General features: G+C 36.9%; 18 protein-coding genes. 9 read left to right on the forward strand and 9 right to left on the reverse strand.

Features of this window, described 5'->3' with window-relative positions; translation table 11 throughout:
- Positions 1–99 precede the first annotated feature (99 nt).
- On the reverse strand, positions 100–1,221 hold the full coding sequence (locus tag AC07N0_RS04930; protein WP_494588323.1) for a trans-sulfuration enzyme family protein: 1,122 nt from the start codon (positions 1,219–1,221) through the stop codon (positions 100–102).
- A gap of 221 nt (positions 1,222–1,442) precedes the next feature.
- Here AC07N0_RS04930 and AC07N0_RS04935 point away from each other — a divergent pair, with 221 nt between their 5' ends.
- On the forward strand, positions 1,443–2,891 hold the full coding sequence (locus tag AC07N0_RS04935; RefSeq protein ID WP_494588324.1) for a Gfo/Idh/MocA family protein: 1,449 nt from the start codon (positions 1,443–1,445) through the stop codon (positions 2,889–2,891).
- A gap of 41 nt (positions 2,892–2,932) precedes the next feature.
- Here the strand turns inward: AC07N0_RS04935 and AC07N0_RS04940 are convergent, their stop codons facing one another.
- Complete coding sequence (locus AC07N0_RS04940; RefSeq protein ID WP_494588325.1) at positions 2,933–3,565, reverse strand: hypothetical protein; 633 nt, start codon at positions 3,563–3,565, stop codon at positions 2,933–2,935.
- On the reverse strand, positions 3,565–3,738 hold the full coding sequence (locus AC07N0_RS04945) for a hypothetical protein (RefSeq protein WP_494588326.1): 174 nt from the start codon (positions 3,736–3,738) through the stop codon (positions 3,565–3,567). Before AC07N0_RS04945 ends, AC07N0_RS04940 begins: the two co-directional genes overlap by 1 nt.
- Before the next feature lie 274 nt (positions 3,739–4,012).
- Here AC07N0_RS04945 and mazG point away from each other — a divergent pair, with 274 nt between their 5' ends.
- Positions 4,013–4,819, forward strand: a complete 807-nt coding sequence (mazG, locus tag AC07N0_RS04950) for a nucleoside triphosphate pyrophosphohydrolase (RefSeq protein WP_492801102.1) — start codon at positions 4,013–4,015, stop codon at positions 4,817–4,819.
- A 168-nt stretch (positions 4,820–4,987) separates the two neighbouring features.
- On the opposite strand, the gene AC07N0_RS04955 is transcribed toward mazG, so the two are convergent.
- Both AC07N0_RS04955 and AC07N0_RS04960 read right to left on the reverse strand, forming a co-directional pair.
- Positions 4,988–6,376, reverse strand: coding sequence for an alpha-L-fucosidase (locus AC07N0_RS04955; RefSeq protein WP_494588327.1), 1,389 nt, complete (start codon positions 6,374–6,376; stop codon positions 4,988–4,990).
- Positions 6,377–6,438: 62 nt separating this feature from the next.
- The gene (locus AC07N0_RS04960) at positions 6,439–7,299 is read right to left on the reverse strand and encodes a glycoside hydrolase family 16 protein (protein WP_494588328.1); all 861 of its coding nucleotides are present in this window, start codon (positions 7,297–7,299) and stop codon (positions 6,439–6,441) included.
- Between the two features lie 175 nt (positions 7,300–7,474).
- Here AC07N0_RS04960 and uvrB point away from each other — a divergent pair, with 175 nt between their 5' ends.
- The 7 genes from uvrB to AC07N0_RS04995 all read left to right on the forward strand — a co-directional run bounded on the left by uvrB (position 7,475) and on the right by AC07N0_RS04995 (position 17,063).
- Positions 7,475–9,505: an excinuclease ABC subunit UvrB gene (gene uvrB / locus AC07N0_RS04965; RefSeq protein WP_492801105.1), complete on the forward strand. Its 2,031-nt coding sequence runs from the start codon at positions 7,475–7,477 to the stop codon at positions 9,503–9,505.
- Positions 9,506–9,731: 226 nt separating this feature from the next.
- Positions 9,732–11,162, forward strand: coding sequence for an amidohydrolase (locus AC07N0_RS04970; protein ID WP_494588329.1), 1,431 nt, complete (start codon positions 9,732–9,734; stop codon positions 11,160–11,162).
- Between the two features lie 139 nt (positions 11,163–11,301).
- Positions 11,302–11,643 (forward strand): arsenate reductase, encoded by a 342-nt coding sequence (locus tag AC07N0_RS04975; RefSeq protein ID WP_494588330.1) that lies wholly within the window; start codon positions 11,302–11,304, stop codon positions 11,641–11,643.
- 1 nt (position 11,644) lies between these two features.
- Complete coding sequence (locus AC07N0_RS04980) at positions 11,645–12,139, forward strand: MOSC domain-containing protein (protein ID WP_494588331.1); 495 nt, start codon at positions 11,645–11,647, stop codon at positions 12,137–12,139.
- Between the two features lie 471 nt (positions 12,140–12,610).
- Entirely contained in the window at positions 12,611–15,178 is a 2,568-nt protein-coding gene (locus tag AC07N0_RS04985) for a TonB-dependent receptor (RefSeq protein WP_494588332.1), read from the forward strand.
- Between the two features lie 575 nt (positions 15,179–15,753).
- Positions 15,754–16,551: a Rossmann-like and DUF2520 domain-containing protein gene (locus tag AC07N0_RS04990; RefSeq protein WP_494588333.1), complete on the forward strand. Its 798-nt coding sequence runs from the start codon at positions 15,754–15,756 to the stop codon at positions 16,549–16,551.
- Positions 16,548–17,063: a KdsC family phosphatase gene (locus AC07N0_RS04995; protein ID WP_494588334.1), complete on the forward strand. Its 516-nt coding sequence runs from the start codon at positions 16,548–16,550 to the stop codon at positions 17,061–17,063. Before AC07N0_RS04990 ends, AC07N0_RS04995 begins: the two co-directional genes overlap by 4 nt.
- 207 nt (positions 17,064–17,270) lie before the next feature.
- Here AC07N0_RS04995 and trpB read toward each other — a convergent pair whose 3' ends face one another.
- The 4 genes from trpB to AC07N0_RS05015 all read right to left on the reverse strand — a co-directional run bounded on the left by trpB (position 17,271) and on the right by AC07N0_RS05015 (position 20,445).
- A complete protein-coding gene (trpB, locus tag AC07N0_RS05000; protein WP_494588335.1) occupies positions 17,271–18,461 on the reverse strand; it encodes a tryptophan synthase subunit beta in 1,191 nt (396 codons plus the stop codon).
- Positions 18,458–19,105 (reverse strand): phosphoribosylanthranilate isomerase, encoded by a 648-nt coding sequence (locus AC07N0_RS05005; protein WP_492801113.1) that lies wholly within the window; start codon positions 19,103–19,105, stop codon positions 18,458–18,460. Before AC07N0_RS05005 ends, trpB begins: the two co-directional genes overlap by 4 nt.
- Positions 19,106–19,295: 190 nt before the next feature.
- The gene (locus tag AC07N0_RS05010; protein ID WP_494588336.1) at positions 19,296–19,754 is read right to left on the reverse strand and encodes a MaoC family dehydratase; all 459 of its coding nucleotides are present in this window, start codon (positions 19,752–19,754) and stop codon (positions 19,296–19,298) included.
- Positions 19,755–20,064: 310 nt separating this feature from the next.
- Positions 20,065–20,445 (reverse strand): DUF6249 domain-containing protein, encoded by a 381-nt coding sequence (locus AC07N0_RS05015; protein ID WP_492801115.1) that lies wholly within the window; start codon positions 20,443–20,445, stop codon positions 20,065–20,067.
- Positions 20,446–20,452: the final 7 nt, after the last annotated feature.

Consider the following 20,452-nt stretch of genomic DNA (forward strand, 5'->3'; position numbering starts at 1 on the left):
TTGCATAACAATTTGAACGACTTTATTTTTTACTTCCTTATCGATGTTCTTAAAAGACCACAAAAAAAGGAGCTCTTTTAAGATGCTCCCTTTGAATTATTATGCTAATGCTTGTGTCCAATCTTCTATTAAATCATGTATGCTTTCTAATCCAACGGATACCCTCAAGAGATTCTCTGGTGTAGGACTATCAATTCCTTCTACAGATTTGCGATGTTCTATTAAACTTTCCACACCGCCTAAGCTAGTGGCCGTAGTGAATAGTTTAAGCTTTCCTGTTACTGCCATGGCATTTTGGGCATCACCTTTTATTTGTACTGACAGCATCGCACCAAAACCATCTAACATCTGCTTTTTAGCAATTTCGTGTTGAGGATGGCTTGTTAATCCTGGATAATGAACAACCTCTACCTGTGGATGTGTGCTTAGAAAATCCGCTAGTTTTTTAGCATTGTCTGTCTGAGCTTTTACTCTTAGAACCAACGTTTTGATACCTCTAGCTACTAGCCAAGATTCAAAAGGAGAGGGTACACCACCCGTTAACCTCTGAATAGTGCGTAGTTTATTCGATAATTCTCCTTCTTCTTTAATGATTAATGCACCACTTAGTACATCGCTATGTCCACCAAAATACTTGGTAGTAGAATGCATCACGATATCAGCGCCTAAATTGATAGGTTGCTGTAAAACAGGTGTTGCCCACGTATTATCTACTGCTACTAAGGCACCTATTTCTTTCGCTATTTTGCTGATGACTTCAATATCAGTAATTTTTAATTGAGGATTAGAGGGCGTTTCTATCCAAAATAGCTTTGTATTAGGCTGTATAGCAGCTTTTACGGCTGATAAATCTGTCATATCGACCGTAGTCAGTGATAAGCCCCATTGTGCAAACACCTCTGTAATCAATACATTCGTAGCATAATAAGCATCGTCTGGCGTGATGATGTGGTCACCTGATTTTAGGCTTTGAAACAACGCTGTAGTAGCAGCCATCCCCGAAGCAAAAGCCAAACCTACGGCTCCATTTTCAAGCAATGCCATGCTTTTTTCTAAGAGTTGACGATTGGGATTATCCGCCCGTGAATAAACGTAGCCATGTGCATAAGAGCCGTCTGTTTCACGCTCAAAAGTGGTTGATAAATAAATGGGCGAAATAACAGCTCCTGCATTAGCATCATGCATTTGGGTAGACTGTATCGCTAGTGTTTCGATTTTCATGTGTACAATGAAGTATTTGTAATCCTTTCTTCAAAATAACAAAATCTGTTCATCATATCACAGTACAAAGGCTAATTTAAGCAGTGCTATCTTTCATTATTGATAAATAATACCCTATATTGTTTACCAATAATTCAGCAAAAACTAAAATCAAACTGATTCATTTTTACCCCTTTGAATCAGTCAATGTTAATAATGCTCCTTGGGGAGGAGACTAAACTATGGAAAATAATTCTAGACGGGATTTTCTCAAGAAAAGCTCATTGGCTGTTGCGGGTTTCTATATTGTACCTCGCCATGTATTAGGAGGAAAAGGGTTTATTGCTCCTTCGGATAAACTCAACATTGCGGCGATTGGTTGCGGAGGCAAGGGTTGGTCGGATATTTTAGGGGCTTACGATAGTGGTAGAAATAATATTGCTGCCCTTTGTGATATCGACGACAGGCAAATGAAGCAGTCGGTTGAGAAATTCCCTGCTGCCAAAAAGTACAAGGATTTTCGCATCATGTTGGAGAAAGAAAAAGATAATATTGATGCTGTAACGGTTTCTACACCCGACCATACACACTACGTGTCGGCAATGGCAGCAATGAGTTTGGGCAAGCACGTATATGTACAAAAGCCATTGGCGCATAATATTTATGAAGTCAGAAAAATGACTGAGGCTGCTGTACAGCAAAGAGTAGTAACACAAATGGGCAACCAAGGGTCTTCGGGTGATGGTGTGCGAAGAATGATGGAATGGTATAAAGCAGGATTAATTGGTGAAGTATCACGCGTACATGTTTGGACAAACCGTCCTGTATGGCCACAAGGCATTGCTAAACCAACTGCCAAAGTAGAAGTGCCTAAAGAGGTTGATTGGGATTTATGGCTAGGGCCAGCACCTTGGGAAGACTATCAGCCGGGTTATCATCCATTCAACTGGCGTGGTTGGGTAAATTACGGCACTGGTTCTTTGGGCGATATGGCTTGTCACATGATGGATCCACCTTATAGAGTATTAGGCTTAGGATACCCTTCAGAAGTAGAATGTAGTATTGCAAATACTGCTTGGACAGAACCCTTCAAAGAAGGCTATTTCCCTGAAAGTTATCCTGCAGCTTCGATGATTCACTTGAAATTTCCAAGAAAAGGCAAAGCTGATGTAAAAATGACTTGGTACGATGGCGGATTAATGCCTGAACGTCCTGATGAAATTCCAGCAGATGTAAAGCTAGGTGACTGGAGTGGGGGTGTATTATTATTAGGTACCAAAGGCGTAATGATGTGTGGCGTTTATGGTTCAAATCCTACGTTGTGGGGCAATGATACTTTAAAAGCCAAAGGTGAAAAGCTACCAATAACCATAGAAAGAGTAGTGGGTGCCGACGGTGCGGGGCATTATCAACAATGGTTACAAGCTTGTAGAGAAGGTTACGGTAAGCATAAACCTTTGAGTTCTTCTTTTGATTATTCAGGACCAATGTCAGAAGCTGTGCTGATGGGTAATTTGGCGATTAGAAGTTACTTCTTCCGTTCTCCTAAAAAAGACAAGCAATGGTTACAAGAGTTTGATTATAACGGCAGAAAGAAACTCTTGTGGGATGGGAAAGAAATGAGAATTACCAATTTCGACGAAGCTAATCAGTTTGTGAAAAGAGAATATCGTGAGGGGTGGAAATTGTAGCAATAGCAAGGGAGAGCAAATAATTTTGTTCTCCCTTGCTATTATGGAAATTTAATTTCTTTTCTGGGAATGAAAAAACCTTTAATACAATTAAGATTCCTAATACAAATCTGTATATGATTTTTAATTTGAATTCCTGCACCTTCAAAAGCTGGACATCCTTCTGTAAAAACACCTCTTACTGTATCAAAATGTTTTAATTCACTAAATCCATTTCTTGAAATATCAGCATTAATCTTCTCATTGATTTTTTGGTGCAAATATTCAATTACAGCACAATCTAATTCCCTTAAAACTAAATCATGATATTTATCTTTAGGTACATCTTTATTTCTGGGAAGTTCTTTTCCCATAAAATATAAATCTTCTTTCATTAATTCATAATACGATGAAAGGATATTTATGTACTCTGAATCTGTAAAATCTAAACAGTAATCAAGTTGATATACAACTCCTACGACAGATGGCGTGATAAGTTTTCCTCTATCTTTTTTATCTAATGCCCACCTAAGAGCACGTTCATAGTTATTTTCCCAAATATAAAATCCATTACCAAGCCAATCGAAACTCTCTTGGCTCTTTTTTACAATATCAGGTCTAGTAACTAATTCGTTTCTCACAGCTTCATCACATCCGTGAAAACCAAGCATTAAATTTGGTCTTTTACTATACATTATTTAACAGTCTCAACAACCTTTCTCAGGTTACTATAATGACTTGTGAAGTTTTCTTTTCGTGTTAAAATTTTTGCAGACTGTAATGAAGCAATCACTTTAACTCTCTCTTTTTTCTCTGATTTAATTTGTTTAGCTAATGAAGCTAAAAGCTTTATTTGATTTGCTTCCATAAGAATGATTATTTAAATCTTATCTATACAAATCTAAACGTTTTTTTAATATTCTCTATTTTTTACCATTCAATCTTTTCATTTGTTATTTCTTATTATAATCAAATACCCGTAAATTATAAATTGAGAAGCGTTGAACAGCTTTGACAACTTTTAAAAGTTGTCAAAGCTAAACTCAGTCAAGAAACGAATACTATTAACCATAAAACCTCTTAGGGCTAATATGAAGTTTAATCACCACAATCCCTTACTTTTGTATTCAAAAATATAGCACATGAATTTTGATACTTTATCAGCAACACGACAAAATCAATTAATCGCTTTCGACCGTATCCTTACTATCATGGACGAACTCAGAGAGCAATGTCCTTGGGATAAAAAACAGACGATTGAATCTCTCAGACATTTAACGATTGAGGAAACTTATGAGCTTTCAGATGCCATTATTGAAGGCGATATGAAGGAAATCAAGAAAGAAATCGGAGATGTGATGCTGCATTTGGTGTTTTATTCAAAAATTGCTTCTGAAACTAATACTTTCGATATTGCCGATGTGTTGAATGGACTATGTGAAAAACTAATACATCGTCACCCACATATTTATGGGGATGTAAAGGTTGAAAATGAAGAACAGGTTAAGCAAAATTGGGAGGCTTTAAAACTGAAAGAAGGGAATAAGTCGGTGCTAGAAGGCGTTCCAAAATCATTGCCATCTTTGGTAAAAGCCATGAGGATTCAGGAAAAAGCAAGGGGTGCGGGCTTTGATTGGGAAGAAAAACACCAAGTGTGGGAAAAGGTAGAGGAGGAAATGGATGAATTCAAGAATGAATTTAATGTTATTGACAATCAAGCAATTAACATCGATAAAGCTGAAGCTGAATTTGGAGATTTACTTTTTTCTTTGGTAAATTACGCAAGGTTTATTAACATTAATGTAGAAACTGCTTTGGAGCGAACTAACAAAAAGTTTATCAAACGTTTTCAACACTTAGAATTAAGAGCAAAAGAACAAGGCAAAGCCTTACAAGATATGACCTTAGCTGAAATGGATGTGTATTGGGAAGAAGCCAAACGCCTATAATCAGCGAAGGACGAAGAGTCAAAATTTAATTTTGAGAGTGAAACAAACAAACCCGTCAGTCTTTGACCGACGGGTTTTTGATTGTTAACGTATATATACCTTAATAAAACAATATGCTATCGATATAAGTATTTTTTCATTTTTGGTCATCAACGTATATATCTTCTTTTATAATACTCCTTCAATTTTATACACCCATGCATAGTCTGAAGGGTTGGTTGCTGGCGAAAGTGCTGGAGGGGTAATGGTTAATTTATCTCCTTTAATACTTGTTTTTATCGCTCCTTTAAAACCTAATATTTGTACTTTCCCTGTTTTCACACCTGCTACAACGATGGGACTATCTTGCCATTTCGTAGTAATTACATACAAATCTTTTCCTTTGGCAGTAAAATACACTTTTGTATCTTTATCGACCTTTGGGCTATTCGTCCATTTTCTAGTACCATAAATAGCATCACCGTTTACTTTTAGCCATTTACCAATATCACGCAAACGCTGTTGCATAATTACAGGAATTGTACCGTCGGCAGCAGGGCCAATATTTAATAATAAATTACCTCCCCGTGCTACTTTATCTACCAAAATATGAATCAGTTGTTCCGAGGTAGAATAGTCATCCAACATTTCGTTTCTACTAAAACCAAACGACGACCCTATTCCTCTGCATTCCTCCCAAGGATGATTTATTTCCATGCCCGTAGCATTCTGGTCATGTACTAAATCATACTCTGTTGTATAAATCCCTCCATGTTTTGCTCTTGTTTCTTTGCCCCAGCGGTCATTTACTACAATATCATTTTTGGCTGGCGATTCATTGTATAGCCATGATAGAAATTCTGTACTTTTCCACGTTTCAGAAGGATGATCCCACTCGCCATCTGTCCACAATACATCTGGTTTATAGCGAGTCACCAAATCTTTCATTTGTGGTATCATGTGGTCATCCACATATTTATTCACGTTCGATTTATAAAGCGGATTGAACCATTCGTACAATGAGTAATAATAACCCATGCGTAAGCCTTTATTACGCACAGATTTCATCAAATCTCCTGCTAAATCTCTATGAGGATTCAAATCAACCGAATTCCAATTCCAAGATTCTTTGCTTGGCCAAAGGGTATATCCTTCATGATGTTTAGATGTCAACACTACATATTTTGCTCCTGCATCTTCAAATACTTTTGCCCATTCGTTAGGATCAAAAAGCTCACATTTAAAATCCTTGGTAAAGTCTTGGTATTGAAAATCTTTGCCATAAGTATTATTATGAAATTTTGTAAAGGCCGCATAGCTTTTACGGTTTGGGTCAGATATTCCTTTCCAATACCATTCTGAATAACGGTCATAAATACCTACGCCATCTTTGGCAGTTGGTCCCCAAGCGGGAACTGAGAAAAGCCCCCAGTGAATAAAAATGCCGAATTTAGCATCTTCAAACCAAGCAGGAACGGGTCTGGAATCGATGGATTCCCAATTGGCTTCATACTTTTTTTGTGCAAGTATGTGATTGGCAATCAGGGCAAATAAGCAAACGATTAATATTTTTTTCATAATCAAGGTTGAGTAAGTTTTAGTTTTTACAATTGCTAAAGCAAGATATGCTTAAAAATACCCTATTTCTTTAAGGCATAAATACGTACATAATCTACTTCTATTCGCTGAGGGAAAATGCTTTCATCTACCCCTTTTGAACCACCCCAATCTCCGCCAACTGCCAGATTGAGCAATAAATGGAATTTTTGGTCAAAGGGATACTCTGCAAATCCTTTTCCTGTGTTTTCAAAGGTAAAATATAAGGTCGTATCGATGTACATCTCTATTTTACTGGGTGTCCAGTCTAAGCGATATACATGGAAGGCTGTATTGTAGTCATTTACCATCATCTCCGTACCTTTCTGTGTACCTATTACATGATTAAATGCTTTTGTATGGACTGTAGCATGTACATTGCCGGGGTCATAGCCCACGTGTTCCATGATATCTATTTCTCCATTATCTGGCCAAAACTTATCACTATAGTTTTGTTGTGATGCCAACATCCAGATAGCTGGCCAAGTCCCTTTTCCTGTTGGTAGTTTAGCTTTAATTTCAAAGCGACCGTATAAAAAATCGCCTTTGCCTTTCGTTACTAAGCGAGCAGAGGTATAACTATTGCCATTAAAGTTTTCTTTGATAGCTTCAATGACTAGCTTTCCGTTTTCTACTCTCGCATTTTTCAGGTTTTCTTTGGTATAATATTCTAGTTCGTGATTTCCCCAGCCACTACCGCCTACGTCGTAGCTCCATTTTTTGTTATCGGGCAATCCTTCATAGTTGAATTCATCAAACCAAATAGGAGTGCTTTCAAACTGATAAGTAATGGGAGTAGTTGAAGGTGGGGTAACGGTTGGTACTTGGGCTACCAAGTTTTCTTTAGCGCAAGCTGAAAGCAATAGCATCGTGCTGATACTTATGTTAAGTATTAATTTGTTCATAAAAAGAGTGTTTTTGATTTTGTGGAGTTAATTTACTGATAAACTATCACATTACTATGTGTGTTTGTTTTGTATAGCTATCTTTTGTAGGTGCTTTTTTGTAATTTTATAAATACTTTTTTAAGGGCATTCCTCTTAAAAACTTCATTTAAAATCATATTATCCTAAATAATATATGGACTTCAAACTTGTTTCAGAGTACAAACCTACTGGCGACCAACCTCAAGCGATTGCGAAATTGGTAGAAGGGATTCAAAATGGCGAACAATCTCAAACATTGCTTGGTGTAACGGGCTCAGGTAAAACATTTACTGTGGCTAATATGATTACACAGCTCAATCGTCCCACCTTGATTTTGAGCCATAATAAAACGTTAGCCGCACAGCTTTATGGAGAATTCAAACAGTTTTTTCCAGAAAATGCGGTTGAATATTTCGTTTCTTACTATGACTATTATCAGCCCGAGGCCTTTATTGCTTCTACTAATACTTATATCGAAAAAGACCTCGCCATCAATGAGGAAATTGATAAGCTTCGCTTAGCAACTACTTCTGCCTTGATGTCTGGTCGCAGAGATGTTATCGTCGTCGCTTCGGTTTCTTGTATTTATGGTATGGGTAATCCAGAAGAGTATCGCAAAAGTATTCTTCGTTTCGGTGTGGGTGAAATTATTTCTCGTAATCAGTTTCTATATCGTTTAGTCGAAATCTTGTACGCTCGTACTGAGGTAGAATTTACGCGAGGTACTTTCAGGGTAAAAGGCGATACAGTTGATATCTGCTTGCCTTATGCAGATTTTGGTTATCGAATTATTTTCTTTGGCGATGAAATAGAGGCTATTCAACGCATTAATCCACAAACAGGGAAGAAGATTTCGGATGAAAAAATGATTGCTATTTTCCCTGCCAATCTTTTTGTAACGGGGAGGGATGTCCTGATGAATGCCATCAATTATATCCAAGACGATTTGGTATCACAAATCAAGTTTTTTGAAAGCGAAAGTCGCCTGCAAGAAGCCGACCGCATTAAACAAAGAACAGAATTTGATTTAGAAATGATGCGTGAGTTAGGGTATTGCTCTGGTATCGAAAATTATTCTCGTTATTTCGACCAACGCAAACCTGGGCAAAGACCTTTCTGCCTCTTAGATTTCTTTGCAGACGATTTCTTATTGGTTGTGGATGAAAGCCATGCTACGATGCCACAAATCAGAGCCATGTGGGGTGGTGACCGTTCTAGAAAAGAGGCTTTGGTAGATTATGGTTTCCGTTTGCCTTCGGCGATGGATAACCGGCCGCTTACTTTCCAAGAATTTGAGAATATCACTGGACAAACAGTGTTTGTATCGGCAACGCCTGCTGACTATGAATTAAGGCGTTCGGAAGGGGTAGTGGTGGAGCAAATTATTCGTCCGACAGGATTATTGGATCCAGAAATAGAAGTGCGACCTAGCTTAAACCAGATTGATGATTTACTAGAAGAAATTTATATCAGGATAGAGCGCGAACAAAGGGTTTTAGTAACGACACTGACCAAAAGAATGGCGGAAGAGTTATCTAAATATCTGGATAAAGTAGGGGTAAAATGCCGCTACATTCACTCGGAAATCAAGACGTTAGAGCGTGTTGAGATTCTTAGAGAATTGAGAATGGGTGTATTTGATGTATTAGTTGGGGTAAACCTATTGCGTGAAGGGTTAGACTTACCAGAAGTATCTTTAGTAGCCATTATGGATGCAGATAAAGAGGGTTTCTTACGCGATATTCGCTCATTAATCCAAACAATAGGTCGTGCGGCTAGAAATGACCAAGGCAAAGTATTAATGTATGCCGACCGTATTACGGGTTCGATGGAAAAAGCGATTGATGAAACCAATCGTAGGAGAACCATTCAGATGGAATACAATGCTGTAAATGGCATTACACCAAAAACCATCTTGAAGTCGAAAGAAAAAATCATGGAGCAGACTTCTATTGCTGATGTAATGGGTAAATCTACCAAGAAAACCAATTACTACGAAGAATCTAAAGAAGTAGCCATGGCCGCCGACCCTGTAATGGCGTACATGAGTAAAGATGAATTACAAAAGCAGTTAAAGAAAGTAACATCAGACATGGAAAAAGCTGCCAAGGAACTAGACTTTGTTATCGCAGCTAAACTGCGTGATGAAATGTTGGGCTTGAAAAAGATGATTGCGGAGAAATAGTAAGCTTTAGGCGGTAGGCTTTAAGCTTAAAATGATTAATTTGAGAAGAATAAACGTTAACTTCAATAGGTTAAACAAGTATCTTTTCTTAAAAAATCTAACACGATAATAAATGTCACCTTACTATTAGGATGCGACTTAAGTCGCACCCTAATAGTAAATATTGTTTTTGATACTAAAGGCATAATTTTTAAACATATTCATCCTCATCAATAAAAACTAAATCATGAAAAAATCCTTACCTCTTTTCCTCATTTGTTTGTTGCTCTGTCGTTTGGGCTTTGCTCAGCAAGAAATCATTGATGAACTCAATCAGAAATATAAACAATACACTGTTATTTCAGATAAAATCTGGCAATTAGCTGAACCTGGATATTTAGAGGATAAAACATCTGAATTGTTGATAACTGAATTGACCAATGCGGGCTTCCAAGTGAAAAGAGGCATTGGAGAAATGAAAACTGCTTTTGTAGCTACTTATGGTTCGGGGTATCCAACCATTGGAATTTTGGCAGAAATGGATGCGCTCCCGGGTTTATCTCAGGAGGCTGTCCCTTTTAGAAAAGCAAAATATGTAAATGCTTATGGACATGGTTGTGGACATAATCTTTTTGGGGTAGGTTCGGTTGCAGCGGCAATTGCGACAAAAAACTGGATGGAAAAAGCCAAAATCAAAGGGGCTATTCGTTTGATAGGTACACCTGCTGAAGAAGGCGCTGGCGGAGGAAAAACTTATTTGGTAAAAGAAGGTGTATTTAAAGACATTGATGCTGTGTTACATTGGCACCCTGGTGATAATAATAATGCAAGTCCAAATTCGTCTTTGGCTTACAGGGTAGCTAATTTTAGTTTTTCTGGTTTAGCAGCACATGCTTCGGCTAGTCCCGAAAAAGGACGTTCGGCACTGGATGCTGTAGAAGCAATGAACTATATGGTGAACATGATGCGTGAGCATATTTCGCCAGATACAAGGATTCATTATGTCATCAAAAATGGTGGACTTACATCAAATATTGTCCCAGATTATGCCATGGTAGAATATACGGTTAGAAATCCATCAGCCCAAGGGTTAGAAGAAGTATGGAGGAGGGTGATGAAAACTGCTGAAGCAGCCGCTTTAGGTACAGAAACTAGGATGACTTTTGAGGTATTAGCAGGCTTATATAATTTATTGCCTAATGATGTGTTAGCGAAAGAGATGCAAAAAAGTTTAGAAAAGGTAGGTGGCGTAAAATACACTCCTGAGGAAACAGACTTTGCCGAAAAGATACGTTTAACCGTTAATTCACAAAGCCTTGCACCACTAAAGGAGGCTCAAGAAGTTAGACCTTATGCTGCTGGATTGTTTTTCCCTGCTTCAACAGATGTGGGGGATGTTAGTTGGGTAACACCTACCGCGGGTTTATCAACCGCCACTTGGGTAACGGGCATACCTGCACATAGTTGGCAGGCTGTAGCTTGTAATGGCATGAGTATTGGTCACAAAGGAATGATTAATGCCGCAGAAACTATTGCCCTTACTGCCCAAAATCTATTTAAAGACACCAAGCTTATAGAAGAATCAAAAGAGGAATTATATAAAAGAAGAGGAGGGAAGGTTTTTGAATATAAATCATTGGCAGGAGATAGAAAACCTCCTTTAGATTATAGGAAATAAGGTTACTAAATTAACTTTGATATTTCTTCAAGAAACAATTAATGTTTTTTGGGGTTCTATTAAAGTTATTTGTGTGTTATGTGATATTATCGTTAAGAAAATCACTCACTCACAATTCACTAAATCACCATTAAAAAACATGTATAAAATTTACGGTATCGCTAATTGCGATACAATGAAAAAAGCCATGACTTGGCTAAAAGAAAATGATATTTCTTTCGAGTTTCATAATTATAAAAAAGACGGGCTTACTAAAGAGAAAGTGGAGGAATGGCTTACACAAAAACCTTGGGATGTATTAGTTAATCGTGCAGGCACTACTTGGAAGAAATTAAGTGACGAAGAGAAAGCAACCGATGCAGAAACAGCTACTGAATTAATGTTAAAGCATACTTCTATCATTAAACGACCTATTATTGAAGCAGAGAATATCGTTGCAGTAGGCTTTAAACCAGACATGTATCAAGAAATCTTGAAGTAAAATGGCTCTTTTATCAGATGAATCTCCTTTAAAAGCATTGATGAACAACTTTGTCCAAGCTGGTGAGGTTGTTTATATCGGTATTCGCCCAGCCTCTCGTCAGCCTGTAATAGGTGTTGAACAAACGATGGCTCGTATCGGAACGGGGCTAGATGGCGACCGCTATAAAGGTAATGCGGATAGCAAAAGACAAGTAACGTTGATTCAAGCAGAACATTTGGATGCAATAGCCTCTTTCCTAGGAAAATCAGAAATTGACCCTGCTTTAGTCCGCAGAAATATTGTTGTCAAGGGCATTAATCTATTAGCTTTAAAAGAAAAGAGATTCAAAATTGGAGAGGCTATTTTAGAAATGACTGGACTATGTCATCCTTGCAGTAGAATGGAGACTATACTAGGCGAAGGTGGCTATAATGCCATGCTTGGGCACGGTGGTATTACTTGCAAAGTGATTGAAGAAGGCACTATTAAAATAGGTGACAGCATAGAAGCATAGTAAAGGTTAAAAAGACTAAATTCTTTTTATATGTATCTATTGTGCATTTTAGGAAATTACATTTTTCTTATAATATACAAAAGCCCTTAAAGTAATATATGATTACTCTAAGGGCTTTATTATGCTCTATAGTGCTAAATAATCAACATTTAAAGCACATTTATCATGATTGACATAGGGAATTATATATAATTTTTCAATTATCTACTAAATCGATAGGATATATTATTTCTATATATTAAATTTGAAACCAAATCATATAAAACCTCCCATTTATGAAAACAAAATGCCTCTTTACAAAGCAATTTTCGACAAATGTAAGTTCGAATATGCTCATTAAAATAACACAAAACGTGCTTTTAGAAAGCTGTTGTTGTTGTTAAATCTATTAATAATTATACCACAAATCATCAGTTTTAGATGAAGATTCTTAAAGATTTTACAAGAAATATTATATAAAAAACAATTACAATGAAACATTTTTTCAAACTAGCTTTATTAATTGGAGTAATTCTTATTCCCAAATTTTTATTCGCCCAAAACGCACCTACAATCAATGCTACTATTTCAGGTAGAGTAATCGATTCACGTACTAATGAAATTTTAGTAGGTGCTACAGTGTCAATTAAAGGAACTACCAATGGTGCGGCGACTGATGCAAATGGAGAGTTTGCGCTTGTTACTGGTCAAAAACTTCCTTTTACTGTTATTGTATCGTTTGTGGGTTATCAGAAAAAAGAAGTAATCGTAAGTGGTGATAAAATTGAAATCAGACTTGACGAAAACACCAATGAACTTACTGACGTTGTAGTAACTTCAAGACGTCGTCAAGAGTCTATCCAAGATATTCCTATTCCTATTTCAGTAATCCGTGGTGCTGTTGCTGAAGATGCTGGTGCTTTCAATCCAAACCGTTTGAAAGAAATGATTCCTTCAGTACAGTTATATTCTTCTAATGGTAGAAATACGACGTTAAATATCCGTGGATTAGGTTCGTCATTCGGTCTTACAAACGATGGTATTGACCCGGGTGTTGGTTTTTATGTTGACGGTGTATATTATGCAAGACCTGCTGCAACTGCGATTGACTTTGTTGATGTTGACCGTATTGAAGTATTACGTGGGCCACAAGGAACGCTGTTTGGTAAAAACACTACTGCGGGTGCATTTAACATTACAACAAGACCTGCAAGCTTTACGCCAGGAGCAACTTTTGAAACAACTTATGGTAATCTGAACTATATTCAAGCAAAAGCCTCTATTACAGGTCCTATTAGTAAAAAATTAGCAGCGAGAGTTTCATTCTCAGGTACTCAAAGAGATGGAACAATCTTCAATACAACGACATTAAAGCCTACGAATGCATTAAACAACTTAGGTTTTAGAGCTCAATTACTTTATACGCCTTCTGAAAATGTAAATATTACTTTTGCAGGAGACAATGCTCGTCAGAGACCAGATGGAAATGCAACGGTTGTGGCTGGTGTCGTAACTACTCAGCGTGCTGCTTATCGTCAATTCAATGCTATCATTGCTGATTTGAATTATAAATTGCCAACTACTAATCCATTCGACAGAATAACAGATGCTGATTCTCCATGGAGAGTTAATAACGATTTCGGTGGTGCTTCGATTAACATTGATGCTAAAATTGGTAAAGGAACACTTACTTCAACAACAGCATGGCGTTACTGGATTTGGGATCCATCAAACGACAGAGACTTTATTGGTTTACCAGTACTAACAAAATCTCAAGGAAATTCAAGACATGATCAATGGACACAAGAGGTTCGTTATGCAGGACAGTTCTCTGAAAAATTAAGTGGTGTTTTTGGTGTATTCTTGATTGACCAAGTATTAACTTCTGACCCTGTTCAAACAGAAGAATCAGGTTCTGCACAATGGAGATTTGCACAAAGTTCAACGTCTGCTTTATGGAAAACACCAGGATTATTTGATGGTTTTGGTACAAAAACAACATCACGTCTTCATACGTTAGGTGCGGCTGTGTTTACGCAAGCTGACTGGTCTATCACAGATAAATTGCACTTATTACCAGGTCTTCGCTTTAACTACGATAAAAAAGATGTTGATTACAAACGTGAGACTTACGGTGGATTACAAACAACTGACCCTGCTTTGTTAGCCTTGAAAAATGGTGTTTACACCAATCAAGCTTTCAACTTTAGTGTAAATGAAAATAACGTTTCAGGACAAATAACGTTAGCTTATAAGCCAACTAAGTCATTAAATGCATTTGCTACTTATGCTAACAGTTATAAGCCAGTAGGGGTTAATTTAGGAGGCTTACCAACAGCTAATGGTGTAACATTAATTGAATTGGCAAGAGTAAATCCTGAATATGTAACACACTATGAAGTAGGGGTAAAAACAAGACCAACTCCTCAGACTTCTTTAAACGTTACTATTTACAACACTGACATTAAAGATTACCAAACACAAGTTCAAACAGCTGAAGTTGGTGTAAACAGAGGTTATTTAGCGAATGCTGAGAAAGTAAGAGTAAAAGGTGTTGAAGTAGACGGAAGTATTAGAGTAAGCGAACATTTATCTTTCACTGGTGCGGTTTCTTATACTGACGGAAAGTATGTTTCATTCAAAAATGCACCAGTACCTTTGGAAGAAACAGGAGCAGCATCTGCTTTCAAAGATATTTCTGGCGGTGATTTACCAGGGATTTCAAAATGGGCAGGTTCATTGGGTGGTGAAATTACTGGAAATGGTAAATTCTTAGAACTAAAAGGTAAATATTTCCTTGCGCTTGATGCTTATTATCGTTCTTCATTCTCTTCAAGTGCTTCGCCATCAAAATATTTGAATATCGAAGGCTATGGCTTATTGAATGCTCGTGTTGGCTTCCGTGCGTCAAATGGTATCTCTGTAATCATTTGGTCTCGTAATTTGACAAATACAGACTATTTTGAACAATTATTACCTGCGGCTGGTAATGCTGGTCAATATGCAGCTGTGTTAGGTGACCCACGTACTTTTGGTGTAACCCTTAGATATGCTTTTTAATACAACTGAATAATAAATACTTTAAGTAAAATAGACCTCCTCCTTAGGATTAATTCCAAAAGGTGGAGGTCATTTTATTATTATCAATATTGCCACAATTTGTTCACCTTACATCTTCAAAAATCCATTAAAATGGACAATGTTTTCATTTTACAACATTACGGTGCTTTATAAAGAGTAAATTTATAGTAGGTATTCAAATAGGTTAGACCTTTATATTTCACTATTATTTTACCACTTTATGACTCAAATAATACCTTTATAGCTAAAATTTCACACAATTACCTGCCTTAATAAATACTCTCAGTAACGAATCTGTAAGTTATAACTGACAAATATTCTACCAAAGTGAATGCTATAATCTCTTTAAGAAGTTGACTAAAAGCTTTAAAAATTACAATCCCACATTATTTTCTTCATTAAAATACGAATAGTGATTTCTATTTTTGATAATATTCAAAAGATAAACTTATAAAATTGAGTTTTTTTAGGATTTCCTTGATTAATATTGTGAATAATTATTTAGTAACAGTAGTAAAACCGCCAAAATAACTTTAATCTTATTTCTGAATATTTTGAAAATCTCATTTATCGGTTCTGGAAACGTAGCTTGGCATCTATCTCAAGCACTAGAAAACATTGGTCATAGTGTAGAGGAAGTATATAGTCGCAATCCTAAACACGCTGAAGCACTTACTAAATTGCTTTACAATGCGTCTGCCCATCATTCTCTTGATTTTAGGGATTCAGCTGCACAAATCTTTTTTCTTTGTGTTTCAGATGATGCCATCTCTGAAGTAATCAAGCATTTAACACTTCCATTAGATGCTATACTTATCCACACTTCTGGAAGTAAGTCACTTCATGAAATGGATGAAATGCTTCGCGTATATAGCGATATCCCCATCAAAACAGGCGTATTTTACCCCGTTCAGACCTTTTCCAAAGTGTTCCACGTGAATTTTAGTACAATTCCCATCTGTATTGAGTCAGATAATGAGAGTGTGGAAAACATGTTGATAACTCTTGGGCAAGACCTCTCGGACATTACTTATGCCGTTAATTCAGAAGAAAGAAAAGTGCTTCATGTGGCAGCTGTATTTGCTTGTAATTTCACAAATCACTTATTAGGCATAGCGCAGGAATTGATGGAAGAGAACGACCTTGAGTTTGATTTGTTGAAACCGCTAATTCACGAAACCGTTAGAAAAGCCTTGGAATCAAAAAATATATTCAATGTTCAGACAGGCCCTGCCGTTAGAGATGATCAAAAAATAATTAATCAACATTTACTCTTCTTGAAACAATTGCCCGATTATCAACATATTTATCGTGCTTTATCAGAAGGAATTTCTCATCAAAAACACAAATGACTTTAGACGCTTTTAAGCAAATCAATACTTTCGTATTTGACATTGATGGTGTAATGACAGACGGCTCTGTACACGTATTAGATACGGGAGAACATTATCGTACTTTTCATATCAGAGATGGCTATGCGATAGAACGTGCCGTGCAAGCTGGCTATCGCCTTTGCGTCATCACAGGAGGCAAACATGAAGGTGTACGCAAAAGATTACAGAACTTAAAAATTCATGATGTATTTATGGGTTCTGGTGGAAAAAGCAAAATCCAGATTTACCAAGATTGGCTGACAACATCTGGTATTCCAGAAGAAAATATCTTGTATATGGGCGACGATTTGCCTGATTATGAAGTAATGATTCGCCCAGATGTGCTTTCTACTTGTCCTGCTGACGCCTGTGATGAAATTCTAGCTATTGCTAAATATATTTCTTTTCAAAAAGGAGGTAAGGGTGCTGTAAGGGATGTGATAGAACAAGTAATGCGTGCAAAAGGAGAGTGGCTAAAATTTGAGCAATAAAGAATAATAATGGTTAACCTTTGGGTTTAAACTGTGGTTTGGAGCAAAAGTTAAATCCGTGGTTTGTGGCACACAAAACACAAGGCCAAACAAAAAACGGTAACCGCAAGGGTTACCGTTACAAATATTCTAATGTAAAAGTCAAATGAATTTCCTAAAGTCATACAGTCCAAAGTCCTTTAGTCTTCCAAGGAAATAACCTCAAAATTATTTCACATGCTTTTGATAAGTCTCTAAATCTTTATCTCCACGACCAGAAAGGTTAATTACTACTACTTCATCTGGCTTTGCGCCTAATTTTGATAATACTGCCAAGGCATGAGCAGATTCCAACGCTGGAATAATTCCTTCTAATAATGAAAGCTCCATCGCAGCATCAATTGCTTCTTGGTCTGTTACATCAAAAAAAGTAGCTCTTTTACTTTCAAATAAATGCGCATGCATAGGTCCAATACCTGGGTAATCTAACCCTGCTGAAATAGAATGAGGCTCTACTACTTGTCCATCTTCTGTTTGCATCAAAATACTTCTACTCCCATGTAATACTCCTGGTTTACCTAAAAAAGTAGTAGCTGCCGACAATCCAGAATTAACGCCATGTCCTGCTGCTTCTGCCGCAATCAATTTTGTTTCTTCGTCGTGCAAGAAATGATAAAAAGCACCCGCCGCATTAGAACCTCCACCTACACAAGCAATTACATAGTCTGGATTAGTCTTACCTGTTTTCTCTTTCAATTGTACTTTAATTTCTTCTGAGATAACCGACTGAAAGCGTGCTACCATATCAGGGTAAGGATGTGGACCCACTACCGACCCAATGATATAATGCGTATCAACAGGATTATTAATCCAGTGACGCATGGCTTCGTTTGTTGCATCTTTCAACGTTTTTGAGCCACTAGTTGCTGGTACAACTTTAGCACCTAACATTTTCATGCGTGCTACATTGGGTGCCTGACGTTGAATGTCTATTTCACCCATATAAACTATACATTCTAAGCCCATTAAAGCACATACTGTAGCCGTGGCTACACCATGCTGACCAGCACCCGTTTCTGCCACAATTTTGTGTTTGCCCAAACGCTTTGCCATTAATATCTGACCAATCGTATTGTTTACTTTGTGTGCACCCGTATGACAAAGGTCTTCTCTCTTTAAATAAACTGTCGTATTATATTTTTCAGAAAGACGTTTGGCTAAAAACAAAGGAGTAGGACGCCCCACATAGTCTTTCAAAAGGCCTTCAAATTCTTGTTTAAATGAAGGTTCAGCCATAATGCTGAGGTAGGATACCCTTAATTCTTCAACATTAGGATATAGCATTTCAGGAATAAATGCTCCGCCAAATTGTCCGTAATATCCTTTATCATTTACATTAAATGTTTCTGGTGCTATCATATCGATGTTAAGATTGCTTCTGTTGGTTTTAATATCTTGATTAATTCACTGATTTTTTCGATGTCTTTCAAGCCCGGCGCTAGTTCAAATTTACTGTTTACATCTAAAGAATGAATTTTTAAGCCTGTTAATTCCATGGCTTTAGAGGCGTTGTCTAGGTCTATCCCTCCGGCTAAAAAAAATGGTTTGTCGTTATCATATCGGCGGAGCGCCGACCAATCGAACGTAGTGCCGTTTCCTCCTTTTAAATCCCCTTTGGTATCAAACAAAAAATAATCGCAGTAAGGCTTATAATTCAGGAGTTTCCCAAAATTGAATTGACTATCGATAGAAAAGGCTTTAATGATATTAACACCTTTGAATTTGAGGTTTCTACAAAAATCAGGCATTTCCTCTCCATGCAATTGAACATAGTCTAAGGCATACCTCTTTACTTTATCTAAAATATATGCTTGGGTTGCATTGACAAAAACACCTACTTTCTTTACAGTATGTGGAAATGATTTCAATAACTCTTCATCTAGTTCCTCTCCGACAAAGCGGCTTGATTTTTCGAAAAAAATAAATCCCATATAGTCGGGACCAAGTTCAAGTAACTCTTTGATATTTTCAGCGTTACGCATTCCACAAACTTTTAGTCTCATCTTATCAAGTGGTCAAATACATTTTATTCATTTTGCTTAATTACTTACACAAAGTTAGTGAAAATCAACGATTTTTTATTAATCAGTAATGCATAGAATCGCAAGGATTGCTCTATAAATTAGCATTGTAATATCAAAAATAGGTATATTCAGAAAGTTTTCGTTTTAAGAGCTTAATCGTTTAGCACAATTATTCATAAAAAACTGAAATCAATTCTGCTACACAAGCAGGCTTTTCTTGTCCTTCTATCTCAAAAATACAATTCATCGTTACTTTCAGTACTTTTGGCTGTACTTCTTCTGCTTCTAATACACTTGCTTTCATGCTTACTTTGCTTCCCGCTGGCACGGCCGTAGTAAACCTTATTTTGTTGGCACCATAATTCAAGCCCATCTTCACCGATTCAACCTTGAAAAGCTCGGTCATAAATTTGGGCGCTAACGATAATGTTAAGAATCCATGCGCTACTGTTTGTTGAAAAGGTGAATATTTCTTAGCCATTGCTTCGTCTACATGAATCCACTGAAAATCGTGCGTAGCTTTGGCAAAATCATTAATCATTGCCTGTGTAACAGTCGTGAAAGATGTTGTGCCGATTGTTGTACCAATACTATTTTTTAATGCGAGAAGGTCTTTAAAAATTACCATTGTGAATAATTGATTTGAAAATGATTGTCACAATTTACGGTTTTTGAACGAACAATAAAAAAGCCTCCGTTCCCGTAGGTTGGAGGCTTCGTATCGCTAGAGGTTAAAAATTCCGTTAGAGTTTTAGGCTATCAGCAATTCTTAAAGTGTTGTTGCTGATTTGTTGATTCAAAATAACAACAAAATTCTGAAGCTTTGTCTCAATGAAATGTTAATACTTGTTAATGAAATGTTAACGTTGCTGTTGTTAACAAATAAAGCCCCAGAAATACGATTTCCTGAGGCCTTATTGCTACATAGTTAGAATATTTTAGTCTTTATTATTGATGTTTTTCTTATCAAGATTCATTTGATAGAAGTATGATGCTAACAAGCCCAAACCTCCGAAAACAAAAATCATTGAGAAATGAGCGGTGTCGTCATCTATGTTAATAAGGCTTTCTAAAAGACTTCCCATTAACAAGCCTATTCCAAAACCGATTAACACAAATCCCCAACGCAAAGAGTGACTTGGATTTACATTAAAACTTTTAGAGCTTTTTTCGGGTGGAGCAATTCCTTTGGCTATCATTGCCATTTTTTCGTCGTTATCATACTTGCGTAAGAACACAATCATTGTAAAAGTACCAATAATGGCTACAATTGGCACCATAATGCCGATAATGGGTACGAGGCTATCTAAATTTTCCATTGTTATA

It is taken from the genome of Arcicella sp. GW821-FHT09D11 (assembly GCF_059416265.1).